Origin of the sequence: Methylophaga sp. SB9B (assembly GCF_004832235.1) — a bacterium.
Lineage (GTDB): Bacteria > Pseudomonadota > Gammaproteobacteria > Nitrosococcales > Methylophagaceae > Methylophaga > Methylophaga muralis.
The window spans coordinates 49,746-76,459 of sequence record NZ_SSXS01000013.1 but is presented as its reverse complement, the minus strand read 5'-3'; the positions used below and the strand labels follow the sequence as shown (position 1 = coordinate 76,459).

The following is a 26,714-nucleotide window of genomic DNA, read 5'->3' as shown; positions in this document are numbered from 1 at the left end:
AACATGACCCAAGAAACAGAATTTGACGAAAACCGACTGATTGCCCAACGTCGTGAAAAACTGGCGACCATTCGTGAGCAAGGCAATGCCTTCCCCAATGACTTCCGTCGCAATGTGATGAACGGCGAGTTACAAACTGAATATGCCGAGTGGGATGGCGATCAACTCAAAGCCACACCACGCCGCGTCGCCATTGCCGGTCGGATGATGACCAAACGGGTTATGGGTAAAGCCAGCTTTGCCACCGTGCGTGATATGTCCGGTGATATCCAGCTGTATGTCGCTCGTGATGAATTGCCAGAAGGCGTCTATCCACAATTCAAAACCTGGGATAACGGCGATATCATCGCCGCCGAAGGTACCTTGTTTCGTACCCAAAAGGGTGAATTGTCGATACATGTCGAAACCATCAAATTACTGACCAAATCACTACGTCCATTACCGGAAAAATTCCACGGTCTGTCCGATATGGAAACCCGCTATCGCCAGCGTTATGTCGATCTGATCATGAACGAAGCCAGCCGTGAAACCTTCCGGATTCGCACCAAAGTGATCGATGGCGTGCGTCGTTACCTGATGGATAAAGACTACCTCGAAGTCGAAACGCCGATGATGCAAGCCATTCCCGGCGGTGCCACAGCCCGACCCTTCACCACTTATCACAATGCGTTAGATATGGACCTTTTCCTACGTATCGCACCGGAACTGTATCTGAAACGACTAATTGTCGGTGGCTTCGAACGGGTGTTTGAAATCAACCGTAATTTCCGTAATGAAGGTCTGTCCACTCGTCATAATCCTGAATTCACCATGGTCGAGTTTTATCAGGCCTATGCCGATTTCAATGATCTGATGGATCTCACCGAAGATATGCTGCGTACTGTGACCCAAAATGTATTGGGCAGCAGCCAGGTACATTACCAAGGGCTGGATATTGATTTTGCCCAGCCATTTGATCGCATGACCGTCAAAGATTCCATCCTGCATTTCAACCCGGATCTGAAAGCCGAACAACTCGACAGTATCGAAGCGGCCAGAGAAGTGGCCCAAGGCTTGGGAATACCACTGAAAGACAGCTATGGTCTTGGCAAAGTACAAATCGAAATCTTCGAGAAAACCGTCGAACATCAACTGATGCAACCGACCTTTATCACTGCCTATCCAACCGAAGTCTCGCCATTGGCAAGACGCAGTGATAACGATCCGTTTGTCACTGACCGCTTTGAATTCTTCGTCGGTGGCCGTGAAATCGCCAATGGTTTCTCGGAATTAAACGACGCCGAAGACCAGGCCGAACGCTTCAAAGCCCAGGTCGCTGAAAAAGATGCCGGTGATATCGAAGCTATGCATTACGACGCTGACTATATCCGTGCTCTGGAATACGGTATGCCACCAACAGCAGGTGAGGGGATTGGTATTGATCGGTTGGTGATGTTGTTGACTGATTCACCATCGATTAGAGACGTGTTGCTTTTCCCCCATATGCGGCCAGAGTAAATCTAATGTCCCTAAATCAAATTTTAAGAATTAATCGTTTTTCAACATGTAGAATTTTTAAATGTTTTTCACAATAGAAGACAGGTTTTTGGGGATCGTAAATTGTTTCAAGCTTTTGGGTAATTGAAGATAAATACGATTCAATAAATTTTTATCAGTTAATAAATATGTGAAATAAAAATGGCAGAAGCAATAATAATATCAATTCCCGAAGGTAAGTTAAGGGATTATATCGACGGAGTAATACGTATAGATACTCCAGAGGAATACGTTAGACAGACAGTTCAAAAAAGATTAATTAACGAACATAAATATTCCAAAGAGCAAATAAAAATTGAATATGGTGTTCAAATGGGGTCTGGGAAAAAAAGAGCTGACATTGTTATTTTTCCTAAAGATTCAACAGAAGAAGAAATGAAAGACCAAGATAATATATGGTTAGTCATTGAGTGCAAAAAAGAGTCTATTAAAGCTACTGACAAAAACAATGGTGTCGAACAATTAAAGTCATACATGGCTGCTTGCGGAAATTGTGAGTGGGGCATGTGGACTAACGGAATGCATAAAGAAGTTTGGCGAAAGATAAGAAACGAACAAGGAAAATATATCTATGAGGAGTTTAATGATATTCCTTCGGCCGATGGATCAACTGATGAAGATGAGCGACCTAACAGAAACACTTTGATAAAAGCATACGAAGATAATCTACTTTTCACTTTTAAAACTTGCCATAACATTATTTATGTAAACGAAGGTTTACAAAAACAACCTGCTTTCTTTGAATTTCTAAAGATAATATTTTGTAAAATTCATGATGAGCGAAATTTGCTTGAACCAATTGAGTTTTATACAACTTCAAAAGAAAGGAATTATAAAGATGGACAAGCCAGTGTTTACAAAAGGATTTCAAAAATATTTGAAGATGTTAAAAAACGACATGGACAAATTTTTGATAAAAATGATGAAATTAAATTACTTCCTAGATCCGTTACTTATTTAGTTGCAGAACTTCAAAAATATGCTCTTCTAAGCACTAATATTGATATAAAAGGAAAAGCCTACGAAGAAATTGTAGGAGCTAATTTAAGAGGCGATAGAGGCGAATTCTTTACGCCAAGAAATGTTATGAAAATGGCTGTTGCCATGATTAACCCAAAAGAGAATGAACGCGTTTTGGATAGTAGTTGTGGAACTGGCGGCTTTGTAGTTACTGCTATGACTGTTGTAATTGATTCTTTGCGTGAAAGAATGGAAGAACAATACGGTGAAGAAGAAGGTTGGAATACTGACGTAAGAAATGCTTTCAACGATAAAATTTCCGAAATTGCTTCTGAAAATTATTTTGGCTTTGATATAAACCCTGATTTAGTTAAAGCCACTAAGATGAACATGGTAATGAATAATGATGGTAGTGGGAATATTCTGCAACTCAATTCACTTTTACCACCACAAGAGTGGGAAGAAGAGACCAAAAAGAAACTTGCCAAAGCCTTAGGTATTTCGGCAAGTGATATTCGTAATCACAAAAGTTTAGAATATTTTGACATTATCGTAACAAATCCGCCTTTTGGAGCTAAGATCCCAATTAAAGATCAACAAATTCTTGAACAATTTGATATCGCTTATATCTGGAATAAAGACGAAAATGGTAATTGGTTTAAAACAGACCGTTTACAATCAAGCGTACCGCCAGAGCAACTTTTTATAGAACGTATTATTCAACTTTTAAAAGAAGGTGGTAGAACTGCCATTGTTTTGCCTGATTCAATTTTAGGGTCTCCTGGACTTGAATACATACGTTATTGGTTAATAAAAAATACCAAAATTATTGCAAGTGTAGATTTACACGCGGATGCTTTCCAACCAAGAAATGGAACGCAATGCTCTATTCTCTTTTTACAGAAGAAAACTAAAACAGAAATTTTTGATGAAGAAAAGTCCAGACAAATCATTGATTACGATATTTTCATGACCATGATTGACCACATCGGTCATGATAAAAGAGGTGGAAAAATCTTTAAGCGAGATGATAAAGGAAATATCGTGATGATTGAAGTTTCAGAAATTGTAAAAGAAAAAGATGCTCATGGAAATTTGACTGCTCGTAAGGAGATAACCCAAGAAAAAATTGTTAACGATCAAACTATTCATGTTGCAGATGTTTTTTCAAAATGGAAAGCCAAGCAGGGTATAGCATGGTAGATAGTAATTTAGCATATAAGTTTCAAAAAGTTGAACAGGAAATAGATTACACCTATTTACCCGACCAGCTTAAATACACTTCAGTTTCGCTTGCAGATATCTTCAAGAATAGTCTTCGCCTAGAAGCCAATGCTTTCAACTTAAAAGCAAAAGTCGCCAAAGAAAAAATCTTAGCCAACAAATATGGAACTGTGAAATTGTGGTCAGAACATGGGCTTATTGAAAGAGCTTTTCATAGACCAAGGTTTAAGCGTATTTACGTTGTCCCGAAAGAAATTCCTTTTTTTCAACCGTCATCAATTACAGAAGTTTATCCAAAACCTACTAAGTTTATTTCTGCTAAAACAGAAACTAATCTTGAAAGTCTTAGAGTCAAAAAAGGCATGCTTTTGATGACTGTTTCAGGCACTATTGGAAAAGTTGCCATTGCTGGTAATAAATTAAATAATCAAGTTTTTAGTCATGATCTTTTAAGAGTAACAGGTAAAGGAAAATATGATACAGGTTATATCTACTGTTATTTTTTAACAGAAGCGGGCCAACATATTTTACAGTCAAATAATTACGGTGCAGTAATTAAACACATTGAACCTGAACATTTGAAAAATATCATAATACCAAATGCACCTGACATATTAAAAAAAGAAATACATGAAACTATAATTGAATCATATGATTTACGTGACAAATCAAATGGTTTAATTGACCAGGCAGAAAAAATACTTTATGAAGAACTTCAACTTAAACCAATTGAGGAGTTAGAAACTGAATATTTTGAAAACACGGTTGGACTTAGAAGCTACACTTCGAAACTAAGTGATTTAGGATTTCGGTTAGATGGCTCTTATCACTTGCCCATTTTTAAAAGCATTCAATCTCATATAGAAAAATTTGGGTCTGAGATAAAGTATTTGAAAAATAAAGATATTTCAAAATCAATTATTTTGCCCGGTAGATTTAAAAGAACGTATGTCGATTCTGAAGAATATGGAATAAAATTTATAGGAGGAAAACAAATACTTGACTTAAATCCGTCTTCAGAAAAATTTCTATCAAAATTAATTCATGATACTCGATTAGGTAAAGAACTTCTTTTGCTTGAAAATTGTATTCTCATAACAAGAAGTGGAACTATTGGTAAAGTTTCACTGGTTCCAAAGCATTGGGAAAATTGGGCAGCTAACGAACATATAATAAGAGTTTTTCCTAAAAACAAAGAAATTGCAGGGTATCTCTTCTGTTGGCTCAATTCTGATTATGGAAAAGAAATGATTAAAAAGCACACTTACGGTGCTGTGGTTGATGAAATTGATACAAATCATGTCGGTGATATTCCTTTACCAATACTGAAGAACCAACAAAAGCAGAAAGAAATTAACGATTTGGTTTTAAATGCCAATGAATTGAGATACGAAGCTCATTTGAAAGAGCAAGAAGCAATTAGAAAAATGGAAGAAATAATAAATAATACATATTGAAGCTAACTAACATAGCTCATTTAGTAAAATTCAACTAAATCAAATGGGTCAAACCAAAAGGGTCAGTGGCTGACCCCTTGATCTGTCCTTGATTTTAAGCTAAAGCAAGTCGGCTGGCCCCTTAATACAAGTCTTTGAAATTAGAATGGCGGACAATTCATATCACTATCTACTTTCTGGTGGTTCCGACACAGCGGATATAAACCAGAAGATGTTTAGGCTTAGCCAGCAACCAAAGAGCTGGGTGGGAAAAGGCATGCGCCTGAAAAGGGACGCTTCTCTGTTTTATGAAGCGAGCGAATCTACCAGATCATTTATAGTGTCTCAGCTTGAAAAGAAAAATTTCAACTTTTCGCGATTTTACCGATGGGAACTACAGGAAGGCATCAATTCTATCCTTGAGAAAAACGAAGATATCTTTTTACCTGATTTTGATAGCTACTACCTTTTGATGCACCTCTCACTTGAGAATGTATTAAAGGGGGTTTGGCTAGATAAATTTCCAGAGCAGATAGGCTTTGATAAGTTGCCAAACATACTAAGAACACATGATTTGCCTCGCCTAGCTAGCGACATTTCTTTGAGCTTGTCTGCCCAGCAAAACAGACTCTTATCTAAACTTGTAGATATCTTCTTGGGTTATGGGCGTTATCCAATAAAGGATAGAGTGAGAAAGCCTGCTAGCCCACACGATTGGGATTTCGGCGAGCGGTCATTCGATGCAGTTTGCATTGATTGCATTACAAACCCTTATGCTGTAGATAAGAAAGTCATTGACAAACTGTTTGAAGAAAATTTGCAGATGGCAATTGAAGCGGTTTTTGAGAATAGCCATGAACGCATGCTTTCCACTTTCGATTTTCCGGAACAGCAGGGATCAAATCAGAACTCGGATAACGAAGATCCATGAATCGCCCAACAAGCAAATAGATATTTGGGGTCTACGCAAATCAATGAATCAATGAGGCCAGAGTGTTTGATTTTTACTCTAAGCCACTATTTATGAAGCCGATGAAAAGTCGTTATATGAGGTATTTTGACGCTACCTGAAAACGCTCAGGCATTATTTAGGATGGGAGTTTATCAACAATCGTGTCATGTTAATCTTGAAGTAGATAATATTGCCCCAGGCATTGCCATGAATCGAATAAACCCAGCTAAGCTACATAACAGTAAATGGACCGCGGTGAATCCGATAAATCGAGAAAAGCATTTCTTGGTATCAGACATAGAGTTTGACGAAGCTGGCTCGGTTACTTCATGTAAATTGGAAGCGATTATTTCTAAAAAACTCTACTCAATCGACTGGACAGAATTAAAAAACCAGGAAAAATGGATTCAGGGTTGGAAATAGCTATTGGCAGGGGCGGAACCAAAAGGGGCAGAGTTTTTGGTTTTGAGATACTTTACCCTTGATACCTTGAAAGCTGAGAATAAAACAGGGTTAAAAAATCAACGCTAAAAGGCCGATGACGACGAGCAATCCGATAATAAAAATAATACCTACTACACTGCCTAAAAATTTAAACATGAATATCTCCTCGTTGTTTTCAATGGATGTGGACCGATTTTGTCTGGTTCACGGACAGCCCATATTTGCATACTTCTCAAATTGTGAGCCATAACATCAGTTAACTTGTACCTTCCACAACGAGTAAGGTTCTACTTCGTTTTTGCGGGCTGTTTGGCGAGATGTAATCAAAAGAAATTAGTATGAATCAAGGGTCAGCCAATCTGATTTAATTCTCTTTTGATTCCACAAGCCAAACCAGCTTCACGGTAATTCAGCGTTAGACAATTCGGTACTGCCGATATAAACCACCAGCAGACTTACAGGTTCGCTGCCGGGGTTAAAACCAAAATGCACCACATTCTGAGCCTCCATCAATGCCTCGCCCTGCTGGTAAGTGCGCACGCCGTGGTCGCCATAATCCACTGAAATTATGCCGGACAACACATAGGCAAACATCGGGATCTGATGAATATGCGGCTTGCCAGCTTCGCCCGGTGCCAGAGTAATGATATCTGAGGTAACACGAGGTGTTCCGCTTGGGTAGACCAGCGGCTGGCCCAACACATCAACTCCGCTCTGCAACAGATTCTGACCTTTGTAGGCCTGATCATCCGCTATTGTATAGCCCGTAACAGCCAACAATACTATCCCCAACCAACCATTAAATCTCAGCATGCGAAACTCTCCACCTATCGATACAGAATATGGAAACCAGGTTTTTTCCATAGCCGCCGTTGTTGTCACTGAAAATACACCAATCAAGGCGCGAGGAATACAGTTTGTGATATACATCGCTGTATATCTCACTCATTCGAGGCTTGCGTTTAAAAACGCTCTTGGTATTTTTGTAGTCGTTCTAAATAAATAACCAGCAAAGCTTCCGTATCCGTCTCAAATCAAAAGGTCAGATTCTGGCCTTTTTGATTATTCTTGTAATTTACAGTGGGGAGTAAAAGGAATGAAAACCAGTGATATTGGTTCTAACTCTGATTACGCAGAAGAAGCATTTACATTTGAACAAATTAACGAATTGTTCGGTTACGCTTTACTTGAGTTTGGCGCGCTTGGTGTGGACACTGTCAGGCGGCAAGTTCGGCGATAGAAGAAGTCGTATCTGAACATTCAGAACTGCGTCATATTAAAATCTATGACGGAAAAGGCAAACGACTGGGGCGTATGTTCAAGGTAAAGCTTTGGTCGACATTGATACTCTTGCGCGATGGTAATGAAGTGGCTCGCCTCGTGAGGCCATTACGCTCTGACGAGGTTCGCCAATTAATTTCTAAACTCAACTAAAAGCGCGGCATAATATTACAGGTCAGCATTTGGATTGGGCTCTGACCTTAAATCATCTCGCTTTTAACCATTGGAACATCGAATGAAACATATTGGGTGGCTGCTTTTCGTCTTGTACAGTTCGAACGCGCTGTCAGCGGGTGAAGTTGAAATCCCTTTGCTGGCTGAAACCGCTCATCTCCAGACGGCGATCAGTCGCGTCCTTGATTTCGATGAGAATGGCCAAAGCACAATTAGCAACGACCCATGCAACCGGGTTGAGTTGTCTGATATGGTGGTGGTGACCGATGGTGACCAATTGTCTGTGGGCATGGCATTGACTGCCACTACCGGTGGTTTCGTGCTCGGTGCATGCCGGGGACCTAAACCATGGCAGGGCCGTCTTGCATTGAAAATGACTCCCAATGTTATGGCATCGGGACAGGCCATAGAGTTTGTACCTGATTCGATCGAATTGTCGCGCCCGGATAGTACCCCCGGCATTTTGACCAAACCAGCTCAGCTCATTGCCGATGCGCTGGTGCTGCCGCGCATGAGAAGGGTACAAATTGACCTGGCCGGACCACTGAATGGCCTTGATGGATTGATCGTGCAAATGCTGGGTCAGGGTAGTGCGCAAGGTGGTGAGCAGTCCCTGATTCAGCGAACTCATATTACCCGCCTCCAGACTGAAGAAACAGGCATCAGGGCTTGGCTGGCTTTCCAGGTTCGTGCTCCTGAACCCGACGTTCTAGCGCCCGAGCCAACTTTTGACGACAGCGAGTTGGCTCAGTGGCAAACTCTTGAAGATGAGTTAGACGGCTTTCTGACTACCATTATTTCGGCGCTGGCCTACTCGACGGAGTCCCGTATCTTACGTCTTGAGTTACTCGGCGTGCTGCTGGACGCGCGACACGCGATTGCTGAGGCGCTGACGATCGATGATCCCGAATATGATCCGGTTCGAGAACTTTTCCTGACGACATGGGATCGGTTGCGGCCACTGATGAACGAACTTGAACGTCTGAAGACCCCAGGCTTGGAGGCTGATTTCAAGCTTGCTACGTTTATTGCGGGTGGTGACGCACTGCGTGCTCTTGACGCCCTCGGGCCTGAGTATGGATTTGAAATCACCCGTGACGGTCTGCGCAGGCTTGCCCGCTTGCTGCTCGCTGAATCGGCGCCGCCGAGTTTTACACCGTTGCCACTGGAGGTCGATCCGGAGTTTCGCGATTTGTTTGGATTAAATGGCCGAGACGAGGGTGTATTTTCACCAGTAGAATTGGCGGGACAGATCTCCGATGGTTTTAGCCGACTAGGGTCTTGGTTTTTTCCGGACGCTCATGCCGACAGTATCCCTCCGGCTGAGGCTTTAAAGGGCTAGTCCCGCAACGGGATAACCTTAATGAATACCTTGATCTGGTCGCCAGCTTGCTGGAAGAACAGTCCAACGCCTGGCTGGCTGAAAACGATCGCTTGCCGGACAGAATGACAGAGCGACTCGATCCTTTGGTTCGTGCCACAGCATGGAAAGAATCCTGCTGGCGTCAGTTCGTCGGTTCGAGTAGCGAGCCCCAAGTGCTGCGTTCATCCGGTGGAGCAGTTGGCATGATGCAGATAAACGGACGGGTTTGGCGCAAGATCTACGATCTTGACCGCCTGGTTAATGAGGTCGACTACAACGTGAACGCCGGCATCGAAATTTTGACCTATTACATGATTGATCATGCGATCCGTAAAGGCGAGCACGAACAGCCCGGCGGTGATGACAATTTGATAAAGGCAACCTATGCCGCATATAACGGCGGTCCGTCACACTTGGCACGATACCGACGAGAAGAAACCGCCGCCAGCTTGAAAGCCATCGACAATGCTTTCTGGCAACATTACACGACCATCAAGGCCGATAAATGGCCGGATATATCAAGCTGCTACTCGGTCGGTGGTTAACGACCAGAGAGCAAGGGGGGGGGGGACTACTCCATAGTCAGCCAGCGTAGACTCACTATAATGATGCTGCTGGAAATGTGATATTGAAGCTATAGTTAAGGTTCGTTCCCCATATAGAAATGATAGTGTAAGTATTTGAACTGATTGATTAAAAAATGCTTATGAAGCTCATAAAGACTTTAAGATGACTCTGTTACTTTAGTCTGTGAACGGTTAGGGTCAGAGAAGTTTGATGAGTAATAAACAGATAGATAGTATTTTGAAATATATGAGAACAAGTCTCTATTGCTTGTTTTTCATGCTGTTCTGTCTGGGCATCTATTTTCTGTATTTGACTACTGAATCGTTTAATCACTTAAATGCGAACTCAATAGAGTCATCGCGAATAGTATCGAAAAGTGTGTTTGAGAATGAGCGTGAAAATCTAGGAAAGGTGGTTTATGACTACAGTTACTGGAATGAAGCCGCCGAAGCATTATCAGGCAAAACCGATTCACTCTATTTTGAAGAAAGCCTAGATGGTGACTACTTATTAAATACCTTTCATATAAATCAAGTTATCGTTTATAACGCTGATGGCAAAGTCTTTATCAGCTTTGCCAATGGCGAACAAAATCTTACTGAGATTCCTCTTTATACCCAGCCTGCCTTGCAAGCTCTTGTCGAAAAAGCGACAAAAGTTAATTATAAATCGCCGACCCCGGTGACATCGTTTATCAACATTTCTGGTCAACTACACTTTATCGCCGCTAGCGCCATTGTACCCAGTATTGAATCTGACACTGTGTCACTGGGAAAACTCTATGGTGTATTAGTCATGACTCGGCCAGTTAATAAACCATTGTTGTATAAGTGGGAGAGCCAATTTCATTTGTATAGTTTGAGCGTTCAGCCTAAAGGTTTGCCTCTTAAAAACGGCTTTACCGCTTTTAAGGTGATGAACCCTTTGGGAGAACACATTGCTGATATCGTCTGGAAACCCGATTTACCGGGTAAGCGTTATTTAGGCGAAATTATGCCAATGACTAGCCTGATTATTGTCTTTTTAGCTATCGTTTCAGTGTTGTTTTGTCTCCATTTCAATCGATATATAAGACTTACGTTATTTGCAGCGAAAGAGTTAGAAAACAATCGAGATGAGCTACAGAAGTTGGCGCATTACGATACCGTAACAGCATTACCTAACCGCCTTTTAGGTATGGACCGACTAGAGCAAGCTATAAAAGCATCATCACGGTATCAAGCTATGACAGCTGTTTTGTTCATCGATCTGGATGGTTTCAAAAATGTTAATGACACCTTTGGACATGATATCGGCGATGACTTGTTACTCAATGTTGCTCAACGTCTGACATCGTGTATTCGGGAGGGTATTGATACAGTATCGCGCCTTGGCGGAGATGAATTTACGATTATCCTGGCTAATCTACAAAATAAAACAGACGCTATTGCAGTGGCTGAAAAAATTCTTAAATTGCTTCAGGAAAAAATATCAATCCGGGGTTCAGATATCATGATTTCAGCGAGCATTGGTATTTCAGTGAGTCGAATGAATTCAATTACTGCGGAAGAAATGATAAAGCAAGCTGATATGGCTATGTATAAAGCCAAGTTATCAGGTAAAAACCAATATTTCTTTTATGAAGAACCGTAGTTTGACCATTTGGAACAATACAACGACGCAATGTACCGTTTCTATTTTGACCCATGAATGAACACAAAGCCCTGATTACATTAAACAGAACTTTGTGTTCAGCAATTTAGTAATTAATTATTTCTGTCTAAAGCTATCAAAACGGGCAATATGTTCTTCTAGGTTTTGGTTTAGCATTTCTGCGAAACGTTGGGTGAAGAATTCAATTGCGGCTTGTTTTTCAGCTTGTAGGTTCTCTGCACTCTCAACAGAACGGGCGACGCTGAAAGCATTAAATCGGGCGGCTGAAAATAGAATTGATGTATTGACGTCGTCTACACTACTGTCTGCTGCTTGTTGATTAGCAACGGCAATGAACTCATCGACACGTTGTTGAAATGTTTTTGTTGGTGAATTTTCACTCATTCTTTCTCTCTCATTAATGTTATTGATTTGAAATTTGATGGCAGCCGTGATGAGGCTATATAAGCTGATTGAACGCAACATATACTATCAGATAGAAAAACCCGAGCCGTTTTAGGTTTACCAAAGCCAGTGAAAATATGAACTATGCGTAAAACAGACAGAAAAATTGATAATGAACTTCGGCTAAAATTGACCGAGGTATGTGAACAAGCATTAAAAGATATCACTGGTTTTCAGTGGCTAACGCACTTGGTTAACTATGAGGATTTTCCGAATAGCTTAATGGTTGTTTGTGTGTTTGATACAAACGAGAATTTGAAAAATTATCTTCAATCAGATGACAGCCAAGCGTTGATATCCCTTATTCAAGCTGAATTTAAAACTATGGATATCAAGCTCAAACGTCTTGGTGATCATATCGCATACGATTCTGAAGAAAACTGTAATCAATATCACAATGGTAATTGGGCACTCAGATTGGGTTAACGGAAACTTCAATTGTGCTTTGTAAAACATGCATTGATGAGGCCTCGCCCGTTCTAAACAAGCGACGGTAGTCTATACTGCACGGTATCTTTTACTGGATACGTTTGAGCGATAAAAATCGAACAATGAAAATACCAAAACAAATCCAACCACTAGTTGATGATGGCCTTGTGGATGAGGTGATTAGTCGCTTAATGAGTGGCAAAGAAGCCGATGTCTATGTCGTAAGATGTGGTGATGAAATACGCTGTGCCAAGGTCTATAAAGACGCCGTCAAGCGTAGTTTTAAAAAAGCCGTTCAATATCAGGAAGGACGAAAAGTACGTAATAGTCGCCGAGGCCGGGCGATGGAAAAAGGCTCTAAATTTGGTCGTCAGCAGCAAGAAGAAACCTGGCAAAATGCCGAAGTCGATGCCCTGTATTTGCTTGCTAGTGCCGGTGTGAGAGTGCCTCAACCATACGATTGCATGAACGGCGTGTTATTGATGGAGTTGATTACTGATGAGGAAGGTGATGTTGCACCGCGCCTCAACGATGTAACTATGTCTGCCGAGCAAGCCATCGAAGATCACATGATGGTGATGCATTCGGTGAAAAAAATGCTTTGTGCGGGGTTAGTTCATGGTGATTTGTCAGAGTTTAATGTGCTGGTCGACGCGCATGGTCCGGTGATTATCGATCTGCCCCAAGCGGTGAATGCGGTGGCAAATAATAATGCACAAGCCATGTTAACGCGTGATGTGCAGAATATGACACGTTACTATGCCCAATTTGCACCAGAATTACGCAACACACATTTCGAAAAAGAAATATGGTCGCTATTCGAGAATGGTGAGTTAATGCCCGATACAGAACTCACCGGCCAATTTGAAGAAGACACGCAAGCCGCTGATGTGGATGGGGTGATGCTTGAAATCAAAGCGATTCTGGAAGAAGAACAAGCAAGACAATTATGGTTACGTGAAAAGGATGATTAAGGGGTAACCATATTAATTTGCTGAAAAATCAAGCTGGCTGCCCCCGACCTGGAGCATTAAAGTAGTGTTAGAGCAGCTTTGTCTAGCCTGGGAAAGGCTCTGAGAGTTAAAAGCTACTGTAAATAGATTGGCAAATAAGAAATTACTTAATTCGTTTGATTGAGATCTACCTCTGGGTAATCTAATCGAAATACTCTTTCGCTTTCTGTGACTAGTTTTTGCCCTTCAGCGATCTCGCCTCGACCACGTGCAATGTCATCCTGGCCACTTCTAAGATCGCGTTCTGCCGATTCCACTTGCTTTTCGCCATTTTCGACACGCTTTTCACCCGTAGTAATCAATTTTGTACCTCTTTCCCAATCTTTCGCGATTTGATTCTTCAGGTCTACTTGAGTTTGCCCAGTTGACGCGTTATCTCTCATAAGATCAGCTGTCGTAGTGTTGCCAGCACAGCCAGTTAATGCGAGAAGAAAAAGACTAATGTTTGCTCCAGACTTTATTAAATAATTGTTCATTGAAATTGTTCCTTGAATAATTGATTGAGAATTCTCTGATATATCTGTTTGATGGAGCTTGATATGCTTAAAAACGTAGCGCTTGGGATGCTTTAGGAGGCCAGTGAGCAGTGACTTACTCAGCCAGACAATACGGCGTGGAGAAAGTAATATTTGAAGACAGGTACTGCAAAATATCGCTCAGGAGAAACGTTTACGAATGAAGTTCTAACGCAAACCAAGAAAAGAAAGAATCACTAAGATGATTTCTATTGGACCGTCTATGTAGATGATATTGTTTAAAACAAACGCATTCTTTTTACAAATCTGGAATCGAGGTTACACGACCTTTCGTACGGCCAGTTAATACCCCTCCTAGCAAACTGATTTAAATTCAGAATAGATTTCCTTGATCATCGAGTCTGTTCGCTGGAGTACATAGCTGTAAAACGATATTTGGGATCTGAATAATTAACTTATGTGGCAAGAACAATATAAGGGGGCGCTTCCCATTAATGGATTAATATTTTAGGCTCTTGCCGTGCCCATAAGAGCCTGACATGTATTTTTTCATGATGATGACAAGCAAGGCTGTATGGCATGGCCCACTGATTATTGTAAAAACATCAGGTAACGGTTTTGGTGTATTGCTTGATGGATAATAAAAGGGAATCATCGCCTTTTAGACTAAGAACAAATTTAAACAATGCTCTTGGATTATTCATTATTTATGTTTTAATTTCGGCGCGGGTTATTTGAATGGCCTGAATATCTACAGGATAAAAATTATTATGGCGAGTTTGGATACTCAGCAAGGGATTATTGAAAACAGCAAGGTCACAATTGGACCATGTACCTATGGTTATGAATACTTGCAAGTCTTCGGCGCCGAAGGCGTTTCGTTGACGATAGGCAGTTTCTGTTCAATTGCAATGAAAACCACCATATTTCTTGGCTCAAACCATCGAACTGATTGGATCACTACTTTTCCATTTGGTCATCAAATGGCTGATGAGTTAGGAGGCCGTGAAATAAAAGGGCATCCGGCTAGTAATGGCGACGTCGTCATCGGCCATGATGTTTGGATTGGATATGGCTCAACTATTGTATCTGGCGTAACAATTGGAAGCGGAGCTGTTATTGCTGCCAACGCACACGTTGTAAAAGATGTTGCTCCCTATGAAATTGTCGGTGGAAATCCTGCAAAACACATTAGATACCGGTTCGATGAGGAAATAAGAGAGTTACTTTTGGAGCTGAGATGGTGGGATTTGCCCATCAGCATAATAAAGGAGCTAAGCCAAACCTTATCATCTGAGCCATCGGTGGATTTACTTAAGTCTCTGGTTGCTTCTTTTAGAGCCTGATAATGATTGATGGTCGGTGCAACTTCAAAGCTGTTGTTCTAATATGACGTCGAGCCTGATTTGGCGAGAAATAAAGGGGCAGCCAACTTGATTCATGATTTTGTGATGTGAGTTTCTTTCTTTATTAACTTCATTTATTGTTTAATTAGCTTTTTTCGTGGAGATCGGTCAGTGGTTGACTCCATGATTTCTGCATCAGAATAAATCCTAACAAACGCGTCAAAGGCGACGCTCATACTTCGCACGCTTTATGCGAGCGTTATCAACCTCTATTAATAGAAGAGATCCTATGAGCAGCATTAATGCCTTTCCCAACGTAATTCCAGCTGATGACCAAAACATCTTTGAAAGTATTTCCAGCCGAATGTCTGGCTTTTTGTATCGTTGCCGCATGGATAATGATTACACAATGCTTAACATGTTTGGCAATGTGGAGGAGCTTACTGGGTATAAACACCATGAGTTGATTGGTAACAAATTTACCTCATACGTAAACCTGATCCACGAAGATGATGGACAAGCTGTCGATGATGCCGTGGCGGCAGCTATCGAACAACACAAGAACTGGGACGTGGACTACCGTTTAAAATGCAAAATGGGAGAGCCTATTTGGGTTAATGAGAAGGGCGGCCCAGTCTTTGACGACAATAACCAAGTAACATTTCTTGAAGGTGTGGTGACTACGATCCAGGCCAGGAAAGTGCAGGAATTGGAACGGCAATCCAGAATGGAAGAGGTCGAAGGTCATAGCTCAGACATCGTCAAACAAACCCAAACTATTTTGGATATGTTGAAAACCCTGCGCTTGCTTAGCTTGAATGCCAGTATTGAAGCCGCTCGGGCCGGGGACGCCGGTCGAGGTTTTGCTGTTGTTGCATCCGAGGTCAAAAAACTGGCCGAGAATACTGGTCATGCCACTACCGAAATCACCAGATTAACAAAAGAACTGGACGCACTGCTTAAGTAATCTTTCAACTTGGCAAAAAGTAGAACCATATAAAATCGAGTGGTAAGCGACTTACCAAATAATGCAAAGATTGATGGCAAAACACCTTGTTGTCTTACATCAAAAAATTTCGTGGGGATTAATTAAAGGTCGTTGCTTTGAACCTTATTTCGTGCTGAAAAAACATTAAGCGATTTATTCAAACTCTTTATATAATTCGACAAAGAAATAAAAAGCAAAGTCGATTAGATTGATTTTCCAGGGAGGAAATATTGCGTGTTAAAGAACAAAATGAAGTTGAAGAGTCAATTTATCTCTAACTATTCGCTGGCTGCCTTTGGCATCTTTGGTGCTCTAAACCTAATGAGTAGCGCGCAAGCGCAAACTCTTCAGGATTATGATTGGTCAGGCCCATACATTGGGGCAAGCCTTGGGGCTGCTCATAATCGTGCATCATTTGATGCTTCAACTTCTGATGGTTTTGTGGGGTCTTATTTTACTCCGCCCGATCCTGAGCAAATTGCTGGAGAAGCCGATAAAAGTGCTTCGCGATCACGACTTAGCGCTGGTCTGTTTGGAGGCTATGGTCAGCAGTTTGATCGTTTATATCTCGGGCTTGAAGCTGGCTTAAACAGTTTAAGCTTTGATGAATCATCTTCATCAGGCGGGATCTATGAGTCCAATACAACGGCAAGCTTTACTAATGAAGTTTCGGTGAAATCTGACTGGCAAGCCTCACTACGAGCTCGAGTAGGGTGGACCGAGAAACGCTGGCTAGCGTATCTGACGGGTGGTTTAGCCGCTTCTCGAATCAGGATGGATGCAACATTTTCAGATAATTTAGCTACAGGTGCTTTTGGTAGTGCTTCAGACAATGACACCAAATTAGGCTGGATAATTGGGCTAGGTGGGGAATATGCTCTTAGCGAGAGTTGGATCATTCGAGCAGAGTATCTTTACGCGGATTATGGAAAAGCTAACACCACAGCAGTTGTAACCAATTCTAATTACCCGACGCTTGCTAATGATTTGAAGAGTTCTGTCGATCTTAAAACCCAGATCCTTTCGGTTGGCGTTGCTTACCGGTTCTAGGCAGCATTCAATATCATCAAAATTAGTTACCCGGTACGGGCCGAGTGGGTCGCAAACCCAAAAGCAGGCGGTCAGCTGCCTCTGCAAATGGTTGTAATCGTGTTTCCATTATCATTCCCTGTCATAAGATGATCAGAAAAAATGGGATGTTAACGGCTTTTGACGGCTGTCTGGAACGCAAACATTGATTGCTGGAACACCAGCGACTCCATCTGTAAAAAAACAGAGGACAAAATTTTACTAACATCTCATTCAATGATTAGTAGCGGTCATACCTGAATCTAACTTGTTTTATTTATATTTCTAAAATTATTCTTATCAAACTTTCTGCTCTGTGATATTTGTTGTTTTAATTTTTGTTAAGGCAGCTCTTTGTGCTTCGTTGATTCAATGGAAGTCATTTTTTAAAACGATTTGTAAATATTTAGAATCTTTTCTCAGCGGAGATTTATATGGGGTTTGTCGATAAGTTATTTGATGGCAGCTTTATGCCGCATGGTCATTGTTTGCGGTGGCTCCCAGATCTCCTATTCCTCCACGTAACGGGTGATGTGTTAACAGCTATTGCTTATTTTGTTATTCCGCTAGCACTTATTTATTTAGTAAAAAAAAGAAACGATCTGGGGTTTAACTGGATATTTATCATGTTTGCCGCTTTTATTTTTCTGTGTGGCGTTACTCACTTAACCTCACTGATAAATATTTGGCAGGGGTTTTATTACATTGAAGGTATCGCGAAGTTCACAACCGGGCTGGTATCTATTTTCACCGCCATCATGATTTGGCGTTTAATGCCTAAAGCATTGGCTATTCCGAGTAATGAAGAATTTAGGAGTAAAAATGAGGCGTTACTTCGAGTTCAACATGAGTTACTGGAAGCTAACCAATCACTTGAACTGCGTGTTTTAGACCGCACCAAAGAGCTAGAACGAATCGCCCATACTGATTCACTCACTGGTATAACGAATCGTCGTGGACTTATGGATAGTTTAACGGTAGAAATTGACCGGGCTGAGCGTTATCAACACAAGTTAAGTTTATTAATGGTCGATCTTGATCATTTTAAATACGTTAATGATGAATATGGGCATCTCACTGGGGATGCTGTTTTAATTGAATCGGCGAATATTTTGTCACAAGCCTGTCGAAGTACAGATGTATTGGGTCGTTATGGTGGTGAGGAATTTCTTTTATTACTGCCAGAGACGGATACAGAGAGCGCCAGACTACTTGCAGAACGCATCAGGGTTGATTTTGAACAGCACCGTTTTTGTCAGGATGATGACGTAGAAATTTCTCTCACCTGTAGTATTGGTGTGGCAGAGTTTCAAGCTGATCAATCTCAAACCAGCTTACTGCAAACAGTGGATCGCATGTTATACAGCGCCAAAAATGCAGGCCGAAATAAAGTCGTGGTGAATGGGTATTCAGAAACTTATCCAAGTTAAATGCTGGTTTAACGTGACTAAAAGTCAGTGAAAGGGACGATGCTTAGGCAATTAAATATCGATAGTTAGCTCTCAACTGCGTTGAATAGAGAGAGGGAGGATGCTGTATGCCCGAATACACTGTACCCGGTGTCTATGTTCAGGAAACAAGCTCACGCAGAAAGACCATTGATGGGGTAAATACCCATGCCACCGTCTTTCTTGGCCCGACATTACAAGGGCCGGATGCTTCAGTTGATAGTGCTCCAGAATTACTCACCAGCTTCGCCGAATTTGAGCAGATCTATGGCAGCCTGGATGATCTGCCTGCAGATGAATGCCAGTCTTCAGCCACCAACTTCGTAGCGTATGCGGCACGTGCCTTTTTCGATGAAGGTGGACAGTATCTTTATATATCCCGTACATCAGATTTTTCGTCACTTGCCAGCTATCAACGAGCACTTGCCGCTATTGAACCACTGCAAGATATAGCTATTGTGGCTACGCCAGGCAATACTTCAGTTGAAGTTGCTCACGCTTTAATTGCTTATGCCGAACGTCCCGGCACTCAAAGCTTTGCAGTGATTGATCCACCGCCCGGTCTCACCTCTGCTGAAGTGCTCGAATATCGAGGTCAGTTCGATTCCAAATATGCAGCGATGTATTACCCGTGGGTGGTGGCTAGCAGCAAAGAGGATGAAGAGATCTTGCTGCCGCCATCAGGTTTCATTTGTGGAATTTATGCACGAACCGATGTTCAACGTGGTGTGCATCATGCTCCCGCGAATGAGGAGCTGCGTGGGGTGGTTGGCTTTGAACACAATATAACTCGCATTGATCAGGAAAACCTCAATCCCGAAGGTATCAACTGCTTGCGTTTCTTCGAGGGCAGAGGTCACCAAGTGTGGGGTGCCCGAACACTCTCACGTGAGCCTGAGTGGAAATACGTCAACGTTCGCCGCTTTTTCAATTATCTGCAAGCCTCTATCGATCGTGGAACGCCGTGGGCCGAATCAACGCCTAACGGCGAGATCTTGTGGGCCAATATTCAGCAGCTCATCAGTGACTTTTTGTTCAATGAATGGCGCAAAGGCAGTTTGGTTGGCAACAAAGTAGAAGAGGCATTCTTTGTTCGGTGTGACCGCAGCACTATGACACAGCTAGACATCGATAACCAACGAGTGGTGTGCTTAGTCGGCGTGGCCGTTATCAAGCCGGCTGAGTTTATGGTGTTTCGGGTGGAACTCAATGCTGCTTAATTTTCCGAACTAACTTGGAACCGGAGCGTTTTCTTCTATCACTCCTTGCCGATTAGCTGCTTCCCAAAATTCTGTGGGAATGCGGGTAGAAAGGGAGGACACATTTTCACGAATATGTTCAGGTTTGCTGGCCCCTGGCAATATGGCGCTCACTACGTTTGGGGCGTTGCAAAACTGTAATGCAGCTGTGTGTAAGTCCACATCAAGATCTTTCGCCAGTTTGCGATATTGCTCGCGCTTTTGATGAATGTGATCCGGCGCGCCCTTCTTGTAGTTGTGATAATCATTCCCCGCTAAATAGCCTGAGTTTAGTGGTGCTCCCAACACAAAAGAGACATCACGGCAATCTGCTAAAGGAAAGAGTTGATTGAGTGCATCATCATGCTTATTCAGGATAATTTGTTGTAATCTGCTGGTAACACTGCATCACTCATTGGTAAATAATGAAAACTCTTCTCAGCAAAAAAATGATTATTACTGTGACCATATTGGGCATTGCTGCAGTAGTCATTGTTGTAAGTTTTATCTTATCAGGACAATCTCTTTGCGGTGTGCCAGCCGATGATCTGATGGGCATGCTTGCCATTAGTTTCGGTCTGGGCTGTGTGCCTTTAATTCCCGGTACTGCCGGTGCTCTGGGTGGCATCATTCTGAGTTTAATGATTTGTCGTTTGTCTATCAGAAAACAATTGATAGCGGTGACTTTACTGATTCTGGTCGCTATTCCAATATGTGACTATGGTGAAACTTACTTTGATGGCAAAGATGCTTCACAGATTGTGGCGGATGAACTGTTTACCTTTCCGGTGGCAACCATTGGTCTGCCCATCCATCAATATCCTGTAATGCTGGCAGGTATTTTTATGACCAACAGGATTATTGACTGGACTAAACCACCACCTGCGCGGGCAGCAGAATCACTACCAGGAGGTGTGGGAGTAGTGCTTGATGATGTGGTCGCATCATTGTGGACATTGCTTCTATTCAGTATTGGTTGGCGTTGGTATAGAAGAGCTTCAGTTAAGCGAGACACTTTTACAAACGATGATTGAAATTGCCGGAGGATTGAAACTGTATAAGGATGAACGTAATGCTTCAATTGCCGAGTAGTTAGGTATCACCCAGAAAACGGTAAAGTCTCATATGAGTTATTTATTGGATAAGCTTGGCATGTCTAGCCACGTCTATTGAGATGTGTATGTCAAAACACGTCATTGCTGGATCCGCCTCTTTCGACCAGACACGAAAGTAGTACTCATTAAGTCTGACATCGTTCTTTAGACCAATGTGTTAGTCTGCCGTTACACCCAAAATACATCCATAGCTTTATCCAATGATGGTTGAAAGCTTTACTGCCTTTTAACGGTTTGGAGAGGAGTTTATGCTGCTGTTTTTCGGTCTGTTGACCGCTTTAAGTTTTGGTATCGCCGATTTTCTCGGTGGTTTGGTGGGCAGAAAAATGTCTCCACTGACATTGACCCTGTACTCACAATCCATCGGATCGGTGGTCATTACTGTGCTGGCAGTGATGTTTGGAGGGACACCAAATATTTCCGATCTTGCCTGGGGAGCGGCGGCAGGCGCTACGCTCGGGTCAGGCTTTATTCTCTATTATCGTGCTTTATCCAATGGAAGGATGGGGGGGGTGGCTGCTGTTACCGGTGTTTGGACAGCCATTATTCCTTTTGTGGTGGGTTATTGGCTGGGAGAACGCCCTTCGACGATGGCAATACTTGGGATAATGCTGGTGGTTATCGCAATTGCCTTGGTCAGTAGCGGTGAAAAATCGACAATTGAAAATGTCTCGCAACAATTTAAGCGACCGGGAAAATCACTTTCCTTTTATGCATTGCAACGCGGATTCCTGGCTTATGATCGCAGCATTCTGCAAGCCACGGGCGCGGGTTTATGGTTTGGGCTTTTCTTTGTTTTTCTTGGGCAGGCCCAGTCTGGTTCTCCGTTATGGCCAGCAGCGTCAGCAACTATTGCATCAGCATTGATTGTCGCGATTTTGATCCCGGTACTTAAACCTGATTTGTTTTTTGACAGGAGCAATTTGCCGATAGTAGTAGTGGTTGGCCTGTTTCAAACTTTTGGCACACTCACATTCGTCATTGCTGCCAATTTAGGTATGCTTTCTGTGGCTGGTGTTGCCGGTGCGTTATCGCCGGTTCCAACGGCCATTCTCGCTTTTCTAATATTGAAAGAGCGAGCCACATGGGTTCAAATGACTGGCGTAGCTGCTGCATTGGTTGGTATTGTGATGATGCAGAGTTAATGAGGAATCAATGGACATTAATTCCGATACACAAACCGCAGTTTTAGACGTTCATGAAGTCTGATACAGCAATTGTTTTAGGTGCAACGGGCGCTATTGGAACGCAGTTAGTTACACAGCTAAGTCAACGAGATGATGTTACTAATATCATTTTGATATCTCGTCGTGAGGTGGATGTGTTGCTCAGTTTTCCTGAGGCAATCATCTCAAAAATCAAAAACCATGTTGTTGATTTTGAGCAGTTGGAACAACACAGCAAACCACTTATTCCTACGAACTCAGTTGCCTTTATTGCGTTGGGTACCACACAAAAACAAGCGGGTAGTAAAGCGGCTTTTCGCCACATCGACCATGATTTGGTGTTTGCGTTTGCACGAGCATGTAAGTCTGCCGTTGTTAATAGATTGGGTGTGGTAACAGCTCACGGGGCCAATCTTCGATCAGTCAGTTTTTATAATCGCGTCAAAGGCGAGGTGGAGCGTGATATTCAATCGCTCGGTTTGACGAGTGTGTTTTTTGCTCGTCCTTCGCTACTTTTGGGCCGACCTGATGATGGTCGATTTGCAGAAAAATTGGCTGATGGATTGCTAGGACCTATTGCATCGTTTTTACCAAAATCTATACGGCCTATTTCCACAAAATGTGTTGCGGCTGCAATGATTGATGTGGCTTATAATGAGTTTAAAAGCGACTCTTTCGTGCTTTCGAACGCGGAGATGCATCAGCGAAATGTTAAATACTGAGGAATTAAATCGTGCAATTGGTAGCAGCAATAATCGGGATAATCATTTACTACGCTTATATGGCTGCTGTAGGAAAATGGTGTCGAAATAATAATATCTCTAAAGCTTTAGCATTTCGGGTGGGGGCAGCCGCTTGTTTGTTACTGGCGCTGGTCACCATTGTTGCGGTTAGTTTGTACTTTGGCAAAATTATGCTGATAAATGAGGATCCGTTAATAACTGCTGGATGCGTTATTGCTATTGCACTGTTAGGTGGTTTGCGTTGCCGTGATCACGTATCAAAACAGCGTTCCCCACAAGCATAAATTCTGAAGATTATTGGATATGCCGAGCGGAGTATACTTTCTAAGAAGTTCTAAAATGTAAGACGATCACTCCATGTCGCTGAGCATTCTTACATCAACTCAAATTTAAAATGTACTGACCCTATATGTGAGAAAATCCTGCTCTGAACCAAATGTTCAGATTTTGTTGTTTCCGTCCTCAACGTGAGTCAAACAAATGCAGATGAACAATGCGGTTAGCTGATTTTATTAGAACAGAGATTGAACCTATTCTGCAGGACTGGGAAGCGTTTGCGAAAACTATCCTCAGCGCCAAGCATATGAGCAAAACCGGACTTCGCGATCATGCCAGACATATGCTGCTGGAAATTGCTGACGATATTGATACCCCCCAAAGTGAAACAGAACAGGCCGCTAAATCGAAAGGATGTGCGTCGGCTGGCGAAGAGTCCTGGGCAGAAGTTCATGGAGGTGACAGACAAACCAGCGGATTTACTGTAATTGAGACGGTTTCCGAATTCAGGGCCCTTCGAGCAAGCGTAGTCGCACATTGGACCAAATCATACAAAACGATTCCATTTGACCATCTTGAAGATCTCACCCGATTCCATGAAGCCATAGATCAAGCTGTTGCTGAATCGCTAGAACAATATGCGACACTTAAAGAGATGGAAACCCGGCTGTTCGGAGCTGTGTTGTTAGCTTCGCCAGATCCAATTTATGTGCTAGATCTTGAGGGTAAATTTATTTATGCCAATAAAGCCACAGCCGATCTTTTTGCTCTGGCACCCGAGGAAATAATGGGAAAATCCACCTTTGATCTCGGGTTTCCGTTCGCAGCAGATTTTCAGCACAATATTGAAAAAGTAATAGCAGAACAGTCGACCTACCGTGGAAAGTTTGTGCACACTTTTAGTTCTGGTTTAGGCGAAAGATTTGAGTATCTACTCGCACCGGTTCTGGACGAGCAACAAAAAACCGAAGCAACAGTCTGCATATCCAGAGATATCACTGAGCAGGCACTTGCTGAAGAAAAAATTTGGCATAACGCACACCATGACCTGTTGACCGGGCTGCCTAATCGTCGACTTTTTCTGGATCGGCTGGAGCAAGAGCTCAAACATGCCAACCGCAGCAATCTTTCGTTAGCCTTATTATTTTTAGACCTTGACGGCTTTAAGGGTGTAAACGATACGCTCGGTCATGAGGCCGGTGATCGCGTTTTGCAATTGGTGGCAGAACGTCTTACTAAATGTGTACGCGAAGAAGATACGGTTGCTCGATTGGGTGGTGATGAATTTACTGTAATTCTCATCGGTGCTGAGCAGCAACAAGATATCGAAGTTGTAGCTCAGACAATTATTGATGCAATCTCACTGCCTTTTGATCTGGAGAAAAAGTCTGTACAGATTTCTGCCAGCATTGGCATCTCGCTCTTTACAGAAAATACCATTTCAGCTGTCGAGATGTTAGAAGCCGCAGATCATGCGATGTATAGCGCCAAAAAATCCAGTACGAACAGAATCTATTTTTACGATACTTCGGAGCAACCAGAGATAGAATAAGCCAAGCCAATAATTTAATCGTTTAACCAGCTTTGTTGGCAGACAATATACTCAATATTAAATATAGAAGATTTGCTTTATTGCTTCACAGATATAGTTAGAAAACTAAGTCAGGCACTGCTGATATCTTTATGACTAAAAAAAAGCAAAAAAACACAGACTGAGATGATTGCCGATGGCAATAAGATTTTGCTAAAACCGGCGGGTAGGGTGCTGGTAGAAGTCATTCGGGAAAAAGAAACAGCATTTCGTGCTGCCTGGACGCATTATCAAACGGCAGAAGATGATCCTGAAGCATTACACGATATGCGTGTTGAGCTGCGTCGGTTACGAGTGTGGGTAAAGCTTGCCCGCGATGAAGTCAAAACGAATAAACCTACTTGCAAACGATTGAAGGTATTGGCTAAGGCAAGCAATCCCGTGCGTGATCACGAAGTGACACTGGCTTGGTTGGCAGTGGCTCAAAAACAGATTGGCGAGATGCCTGCTCTAGATAAGTTGATTGAATACGGCAAACAGGTTTATCAGCAATCCACGCAGTTAAAATTTTCTACAAAGCAGGGACTTGAACCCCAGGTTAAACAAAAAATGGGTATTGGTTTAGGCCAATGGCTGGATAGAACGGTTGATCAACGTATTGAGCATATTAATCAACTTTTGCATGCAGGCATGGAAGAAACACATGTTGCTCGCATTGAGATTAAATATCTGCGTTATCTACTCGAACCCTTCACCAGCATAGTTCATAACTCAAAAGAGCTGGTGGGCTGGTGCAAAGAGGTCCAAGAACTGCTGGGTGATTTCCATGACATGCAGGTTTTTCGTAGTCATCTGCCGGAATTCGCTCGTTGGGTTATTGATTCCGAGCTGTCAGAAATTGCCCTATTAACCGGCAAACAGTCTCAAGCCATTACCAAGGTTTTTGCCAATGCCCGTGAGCCCGTGATTGCCTTGTCCGGCTGGCAAGATCAGGAGCTGCAGCGTCAATGGCTTAACTGGCTGGACGAGCGGGATAATTATCTAGGAATGCTGCACAAGCTTAGGACAAAGCAAAACTCAGCAAACTTGAATGTTTGATTTGGACAAGTACCGAAACTGTGTGTGAAATGTTGCAGATTTGGTGCGAGGCGTTTGAGGTGGTTTATTAATCTAGTTCCTCGCCTTAAATAATTTTGCTTTAGCCGAATTCACAAAGCCGTCAGGATTGTATGTCTCAAATAGTCTTAATTTCCAAACAGTATGATTTTTTGCTAAAGATAGTTCATTTTTTAACGCTGACTCTTACTAATCAGTTTTTATATGAGGTTAGAGCAACTAACTTTGATCAATTTGTTAGCAGTTAGAAATTGAGTCATCAAAATATCGGCTTGTATGTTCATGGAGATAATATGAAAGCTCAAACCAAATCATTGGTAGCGTATGTTCATGTCAATAATGTAGAACAAAGCATCAATTTCTATGCTGATCTTGGTTTTGTAGTGACTAACAGTATTGTTCCTGACGGAGAAACTGATCCAAGCTGGGCTTATTTACAAAGCGAACAAGCTAATCTGATGCTTGGGTTAGCGTCGGCGCCGATTGATTCGACTCAACAAGCTATTCTCTTCTATCTGTACTTCGACGATATTAAGCAAACCCACAATATAATGGCCGAACTGGGCCATAAGCCGGGTGCCATTAACTATCCGTTTTACATGGCTGATGGTGAATTCAGGCTTGAGGATCCAGACGGTTATGTGTTGATGCTGGCTCAATCATAGAAAGATATTTCTCAATGGATTTCCACACTGCGGCTTGATGGATACTTCAATATTTGATAGTT

Annotated in this window: 29 protein-coding genes; 25 read left to right on the top strand and 4 right to left on the bottom strand. The window is 42.2% G+C overall.

All coding sequences use genetic code 11. The annotated features are described in order from the left end of the window. Nucleotides 1–3: 3 nt before the first annotated feature. The 5 genes from lysS to E8Q33_RS13120 all read left to right on the top strand — a co-directional run bounded on the left by lysS (nucleotide 4) and on the right by E8Q33_RS13120 (nucleotide 6,531). Nucleotides 4–1,497: a lysine--tRNA ligase gene (lysS, locus tag E8Q33_RS13140; RefSeq protein ID WP_069296144.1), complete on the top strand. Its 1,494-nt coding sequence runs from the start codon at nucleotides 4–6 to the stop codon at nucleotides 1,495–1,497. A 180-nt stretch (nucleotides 1,498–1,677) separates the two neighbouring features. Continuing rightward, complete coding sequence (locus E8Q33_RS13135; RefSeq protein WP_136555283.1) at nucleotides 1,678–3,699, top strand: N-6 DNA methylase; 2,022 nt, start codon at nucleotides 1,678–1,680, stop codon at nucleotides 3,697–3,699. Then, entirely contained in the window at nucleotides 3,693–5,177 is a 1,485-nt protein-coding gene (locus E8Q33_RS13130) for a restriction endonuclease subunit S (protein ID WP_136555281.1), read from the top strand. The genes E8Q33_RS13135 and E8Q33_RS13130 overlap by 7 nt, the downstream gene beginning before the upstream one ends. Before the next feature lie 145 nt (nucleotides 5,178–5,322). Next, on the top strand, nucleotides 5,323–6,087 hold the full coding sequence (locus E8Q33_RS13125; RefSeq protein ID WP_136555279.1) for a hypothetical protein: 765 nt from the start codon (nucleotides 5,323–5,325) through the stop codon (nucleotides 6,085–6,087). A 126-nt stretch (nucleotides 6,088–6,213) separates the two neighbouring features. Then, nucleotides 6,214–6,531, top strand: a complete 318-nt coding sequence (locus tag E8Q33_RS13120) for a TIGR02450 family Trp-rich protein (protein WP_211116180.1) — start codon at nucleotides 6,214–6,216, stop codon at nucleotides 6,529–6,531. A 420-nt stretch (nucleotides 6,532–6,951) separates the two neighbouring features. Here E8Q33_RS13120 and E8Q33_RS13115 read toward each other — a convergent pair whose 3' ends face one another. Continuing rightward, nucleotides 6,952–7,482 (bottom strand): cupin domain-containing protein, encoded by a 531-nt coding sequence (locus E8Q33_RS13115; RefSeq protein WP_247870102.1) that lies wholly within the window; start codon nucleotides 7,480–7,482, stop codon nucleotides 6,952–6,954. A 166-nt stretch (nucleotides 7,483–7,648) separates the two neighbouring features. Between E8Q33_RS13115 and E8Q33_RS16235 the strand changes: the two genes are divergently transcribed. From E8Q33_RS16235 to E8Q33_RS13100, 5 genes are all read left to right on the top strand, one after another. Further along, complete coding sequence (locus tag E8Q33_RS16235) at nucleotides 7,649–7,792, top strand: hypothetical protein (protein WP_247870101.1); 144 nt, start codon at nucleotides 7,649–7,651, stop codon at nucleotides 7,790–7,792. After that, complete coding sequence (locus E8Q33_RS16230; RefSeq protein ID WP_247870110.1) at nucleotides 7,789–7,986, top strand: thioredoxin family protein; 198 nt, start codon at nucleotides 7,789–7,791, stop codon at nucleotides 7,984–7,986. The genes E8Q33_RS16235 and E8Q33_RS16230 overlap by 4 nt, the downstream gene beginning before the upstream one ends. An 82-nt stretch (nucleotides 7,987–8,068) precedes the next feature. Further along, complete coding sequence (locus E8Q33_RS13105) at nucleotides 8,069–9,349, top strand: hypothetical protein (RefSeq protein WP_247870100.1); 1,281 nt, start codon at nucleotides 8,069–8,071, stop codon at nucleotides 9,347–9,349. 47 nt (nucleotides 9,350–9,396) lie between these two features. After that, on the top strand, nucleotides 9,397–9,915 hold the full coding sequence (locus E8Q33_RS16225) for a lytic transglycosylase domain-containing protein (protein ID WP_247870099.1): 519 nt from the start codon (nucleotides 9,397–9,399) through the stop codon (nucleotides 9,913–9,915). 232 nt (nucleotides 9,916–10,147) lie between these two features. Beyond that, entirely contained in the window at nucleotides 10,148–11,569 is a 1,422-nt protein-coding gene (locus E8Q33_RS13100) for a diguanylate cyclase domain-containing protein (RefSeq protein ID WP_136555277.1), read from the top strand. A 117-nt stretch (nucleotides 11,570–11,686) separates the two neighbouring features. Here the strand turns inward: E8Q33_RS13100 and E8Q33_RS13095 are convergent, their stop codons facing one another. Further along, nucleotides 11,687–12,055, bottom strand: a complete 369-nt coding sequence (locus tag E8Q33_RS13095) for a DUF3144 domain-containing protein (protein WP_247870098.1) — start codon at nucleotides 12,053–12,055, stop codon at nucleotides 11,687–11,689. A gap of 63 nt (nucleotides 12,056–12,118) precedes the next feature. Here E8Q33_RS13095 and E8Q33_RS13090 point away from each other — a divergent pair, with 63 nt between their 5' ends. Together E8Q33_RS13090 and E8Q33_RS13085 are read left to right on the top strand one after the other, a co-directional pair. Then, the gene (locus E8Q33_RS13090; protein ID WP_069296869.1) at nucleotides 12,119–12,460 is read left to right on the top strand and encodes a Fis family transcriptional regulator; all 342 of its coding nucleotides are present in this window, start codon (nucleotides 12,119–12,121) and stop codon (nucleotides 12,458–12,460) included. Between the two features lie 125 nt (nucleotides 12,461–12,585). Next, nucleotides 12,586–13,437, top strand: a complete 852-nt coding sequence (locus E8Q33_RS13085; RefSeq protein WP_136555275.1) for a PA4780 family RIO1-like protein kinase — start codon at nucleotides 12,586–12,588, stop codon at nucleotides 13,435–13,437. A 146-nt stretch (nucleotides 13,438–13,583) separates the two neighbouring features. On the opposite strand, the gene E8Q33_RS13080 is transcribed toward E8Q33_RS13085, so the two are convergent. Then, the gene (locus E8Q33_RS13080; protein WP_069296867.1) at nucleotides 13,584–13,952 is read right to left on the bottom strand and encodes a hypothetical protein; all 369 of its coding nucleotides are present in this window, start codon (nucleotides 13,950–13,952) and stop codon (nucleotides 13,584–13,586) included. A 770-nt stretch (nucleotides 13,953–14,722) separates the two neighbouring features. Between E8Q33_RS13080 and E8Q33_RS13075 the strand changes: the two genes are divergently transcribed. From E8Q33_RS13075 to E8Q33_RS13050, 6 genes are all read left to right on the top strand, one after another. Continuing rightward, nucleotides 14,723–15,298 (top strand): CatB-related O-acetyltransferase, encoded by a 576-nt coding sequence (locus tag E8Q33_RS13075; protein ID WP_069296866.1) that lies wholly within the window; start codon nucleotides 14,723–14,725, stop codon nucleotides 15,296–15,298. A 289-nt stretch (nucleotides 15,299–15,587) separates the two neighbouring features. Next, on the top strand, nucleotides 15,588–16,265 hold the full coding sequence (locus tag E8Q33_RS16585; protein ID WP_069296865.1) for a PAS domain-containing methyl-accepting chemotaxis protein: 678 nt from the start codon (nucleotides 15,588–15,590) through the stop codon (nucleotides 16,263–16,265). 255 nt (nucleotides 16,266–16,520) lie between these two features. After that, entirely contained in the window at nucleotides 16,521–17,336 is an 816-nt protein-coding gene (locus tag E8Q33_RS13065; RefSeq protein ID WP_136555271.1) for an outer membrane protein, read from the top strand. Nucleotides 17,337–17,380: 44 nt separating this feature from the next. Next, the gene (locus tag E8Q33_RS16815) at nucleotides 17,381–17,524 is read left to right on the top strand and encodes a methylated-DNA--[protein]-cysteine S-methyltransferase (RefSeq protein WP_136555269.1); all 144 of its coding nucleotides are present in this window, start codon (nucleotides 17,381–17,383) and stop codon (nucleotides 17,522–17,524) included. Between the two features lie 264 nt (nucleotides 17,525–17,788). Beyond that, a complete protein-coding gene (locus E8Q33_RS13055; RefSeq protein ID WP_136555267.1) occupies nucleotides 17,789–18,784 on the top strand; it encodes a GGDEF domain-containing protein in 996 nt (331 codons plus the stop codon). Nucleotides 18,785–18,891: 107 nt separating this feature from the next. Next, complete coding sequence (locus tag E8Q33_RS13050; RefSeq protein ID WP_136555265.1) at nucleotides 18,892–20,022, top strand: phage tail sheath subtilisin-like domain-containing protein; 1,131 nt, start codon at nucleotides 18,892–18,894, stop codon at nucleotides 20,020–20,022. Nucleotides 20,023–20,031: 9 nt separating this feature from the next. On the opposite strand, the gene E8Q33_RS13045 is transcribed toward E8Q33_RS13050, so the two are convergent. Then, nucleotides 20,032–20,415 carry an aldo/keto reductase gene (locus tag E8Q33_RS13045; RefSeq protein ID WP_256369467.1) on the bottom strand — a complete coding sequence of 128 codons (384 nt, stop codon included), beginning with the start codon at nucleotides 20,413–20,415 and terminating at the stop codon, nucleotides 20,032–20,034. Between the two features lie 50 nt (nucleotides 20,416–20,465). On the opposite strand from E8Q33_RS13045, the gene E8Q33_RS13040 reads away from it, so the two are divergent. The 7 genes from E8Q33_RS13040 to E8Q33_RS13010 all read left to right on the top strand — a co-directional run bounded on the left by E8Q33_RS13040 (nucleotide 20,466) and on the right by E8Q33_RS13010 (nucleotide 26,652). Then, nucleotides 20,466–21,074 (top strand): phosphatidylglycerophosphatase A, encoded by a 609-nt coding sequence (locus tag E8Q33_RS13040; RefSeq protein ID WP_084003077.1) that lies wholly within the window; start codon nucleotides 20,466–20,468, stop codon nucleotides 21,072–21,074. A 329-nt stretch (nucleotides 21,075–21,403) separates the two neighbouring features. Beyond that, nucleotides 21,404–22,300, top strand: coding sequence for a DMT family transporter (locus E8Q33_RS13035; RefSeq protein ID WP_136555261.1), 897 nt, complete (start codon nucleotides 21,404–21,406; stop codon nucleotides 22,298–22,300). 53 nt (nucleotides 22,301–22,353) lie between these two features. Continuing rightward, nucleotides 22,354–23,043 (top strand): NAD(P)H-binding protein, encoded by a 690-nt coding sequence (locus tag E8Q33_RS13030; RefSeq protein ID WP_136555259.1) that lies wholly within the window; start codon nucleotides 22,354–22,356, stop codon nucleotides 23,041–23,043. An 11-nt stretch (nucleotides 23,044–23,054) separates the two neighbouring features. After that, nucleotides 23,055–23,348, top strand: a complete 294-nt coding sequence (locus tag E8Q33_RS13025; protein ID WP_136555257.1) for a hypothetical protein — start codon at nucleotides 23,055–23,057, stop codon at nucleotides 23,346–23,348. A gap of 209 nt (nucleotides 23,349–23,557) precedes the next feature. Next, nucleotides 23,558–24,892 carry a diguanylate cyclase domain-containing protein gene (locus E8Q33_RS13020; RefSeq protein WP_136555255.1) on the top strand — a complete coding sequence of 445 codons (1,335 nt, stop codon included), beginning with the start codon at nucleotides 23,558–23,560 and terminating at the stop codon, nucleotides 24,890–24,892. Nucleotides 24,893–25,081: 189 nt separating this feature from the next. Next, entirely contained in the window at nucleotides 25,082–25,969 is an 888-nt protein-coding gene (locus E8Q33_RS13015) for a CHAD domain-containing protein (protein WP_168800212.1), read from the top strand. A gap of 311 nt (nucleotides 25,970–26,280) precedes the next feature. Further along, nucleotides 26,281–26,652: a glyoxalase/bleomycin resistance/extradiol dioxygenase family protein gene (locus E8Q33_RS13010; RefSeq protein ID WP_136555251.1), complete on the top strand. Its 372-nt coding sequence runs from the start codon at nucleotides 26,281–26,283 to the stop codon at nucleotides 26,650–26,652. Nucleotides 26,653–26,714 lie beyond the last annotated feature (62 nt).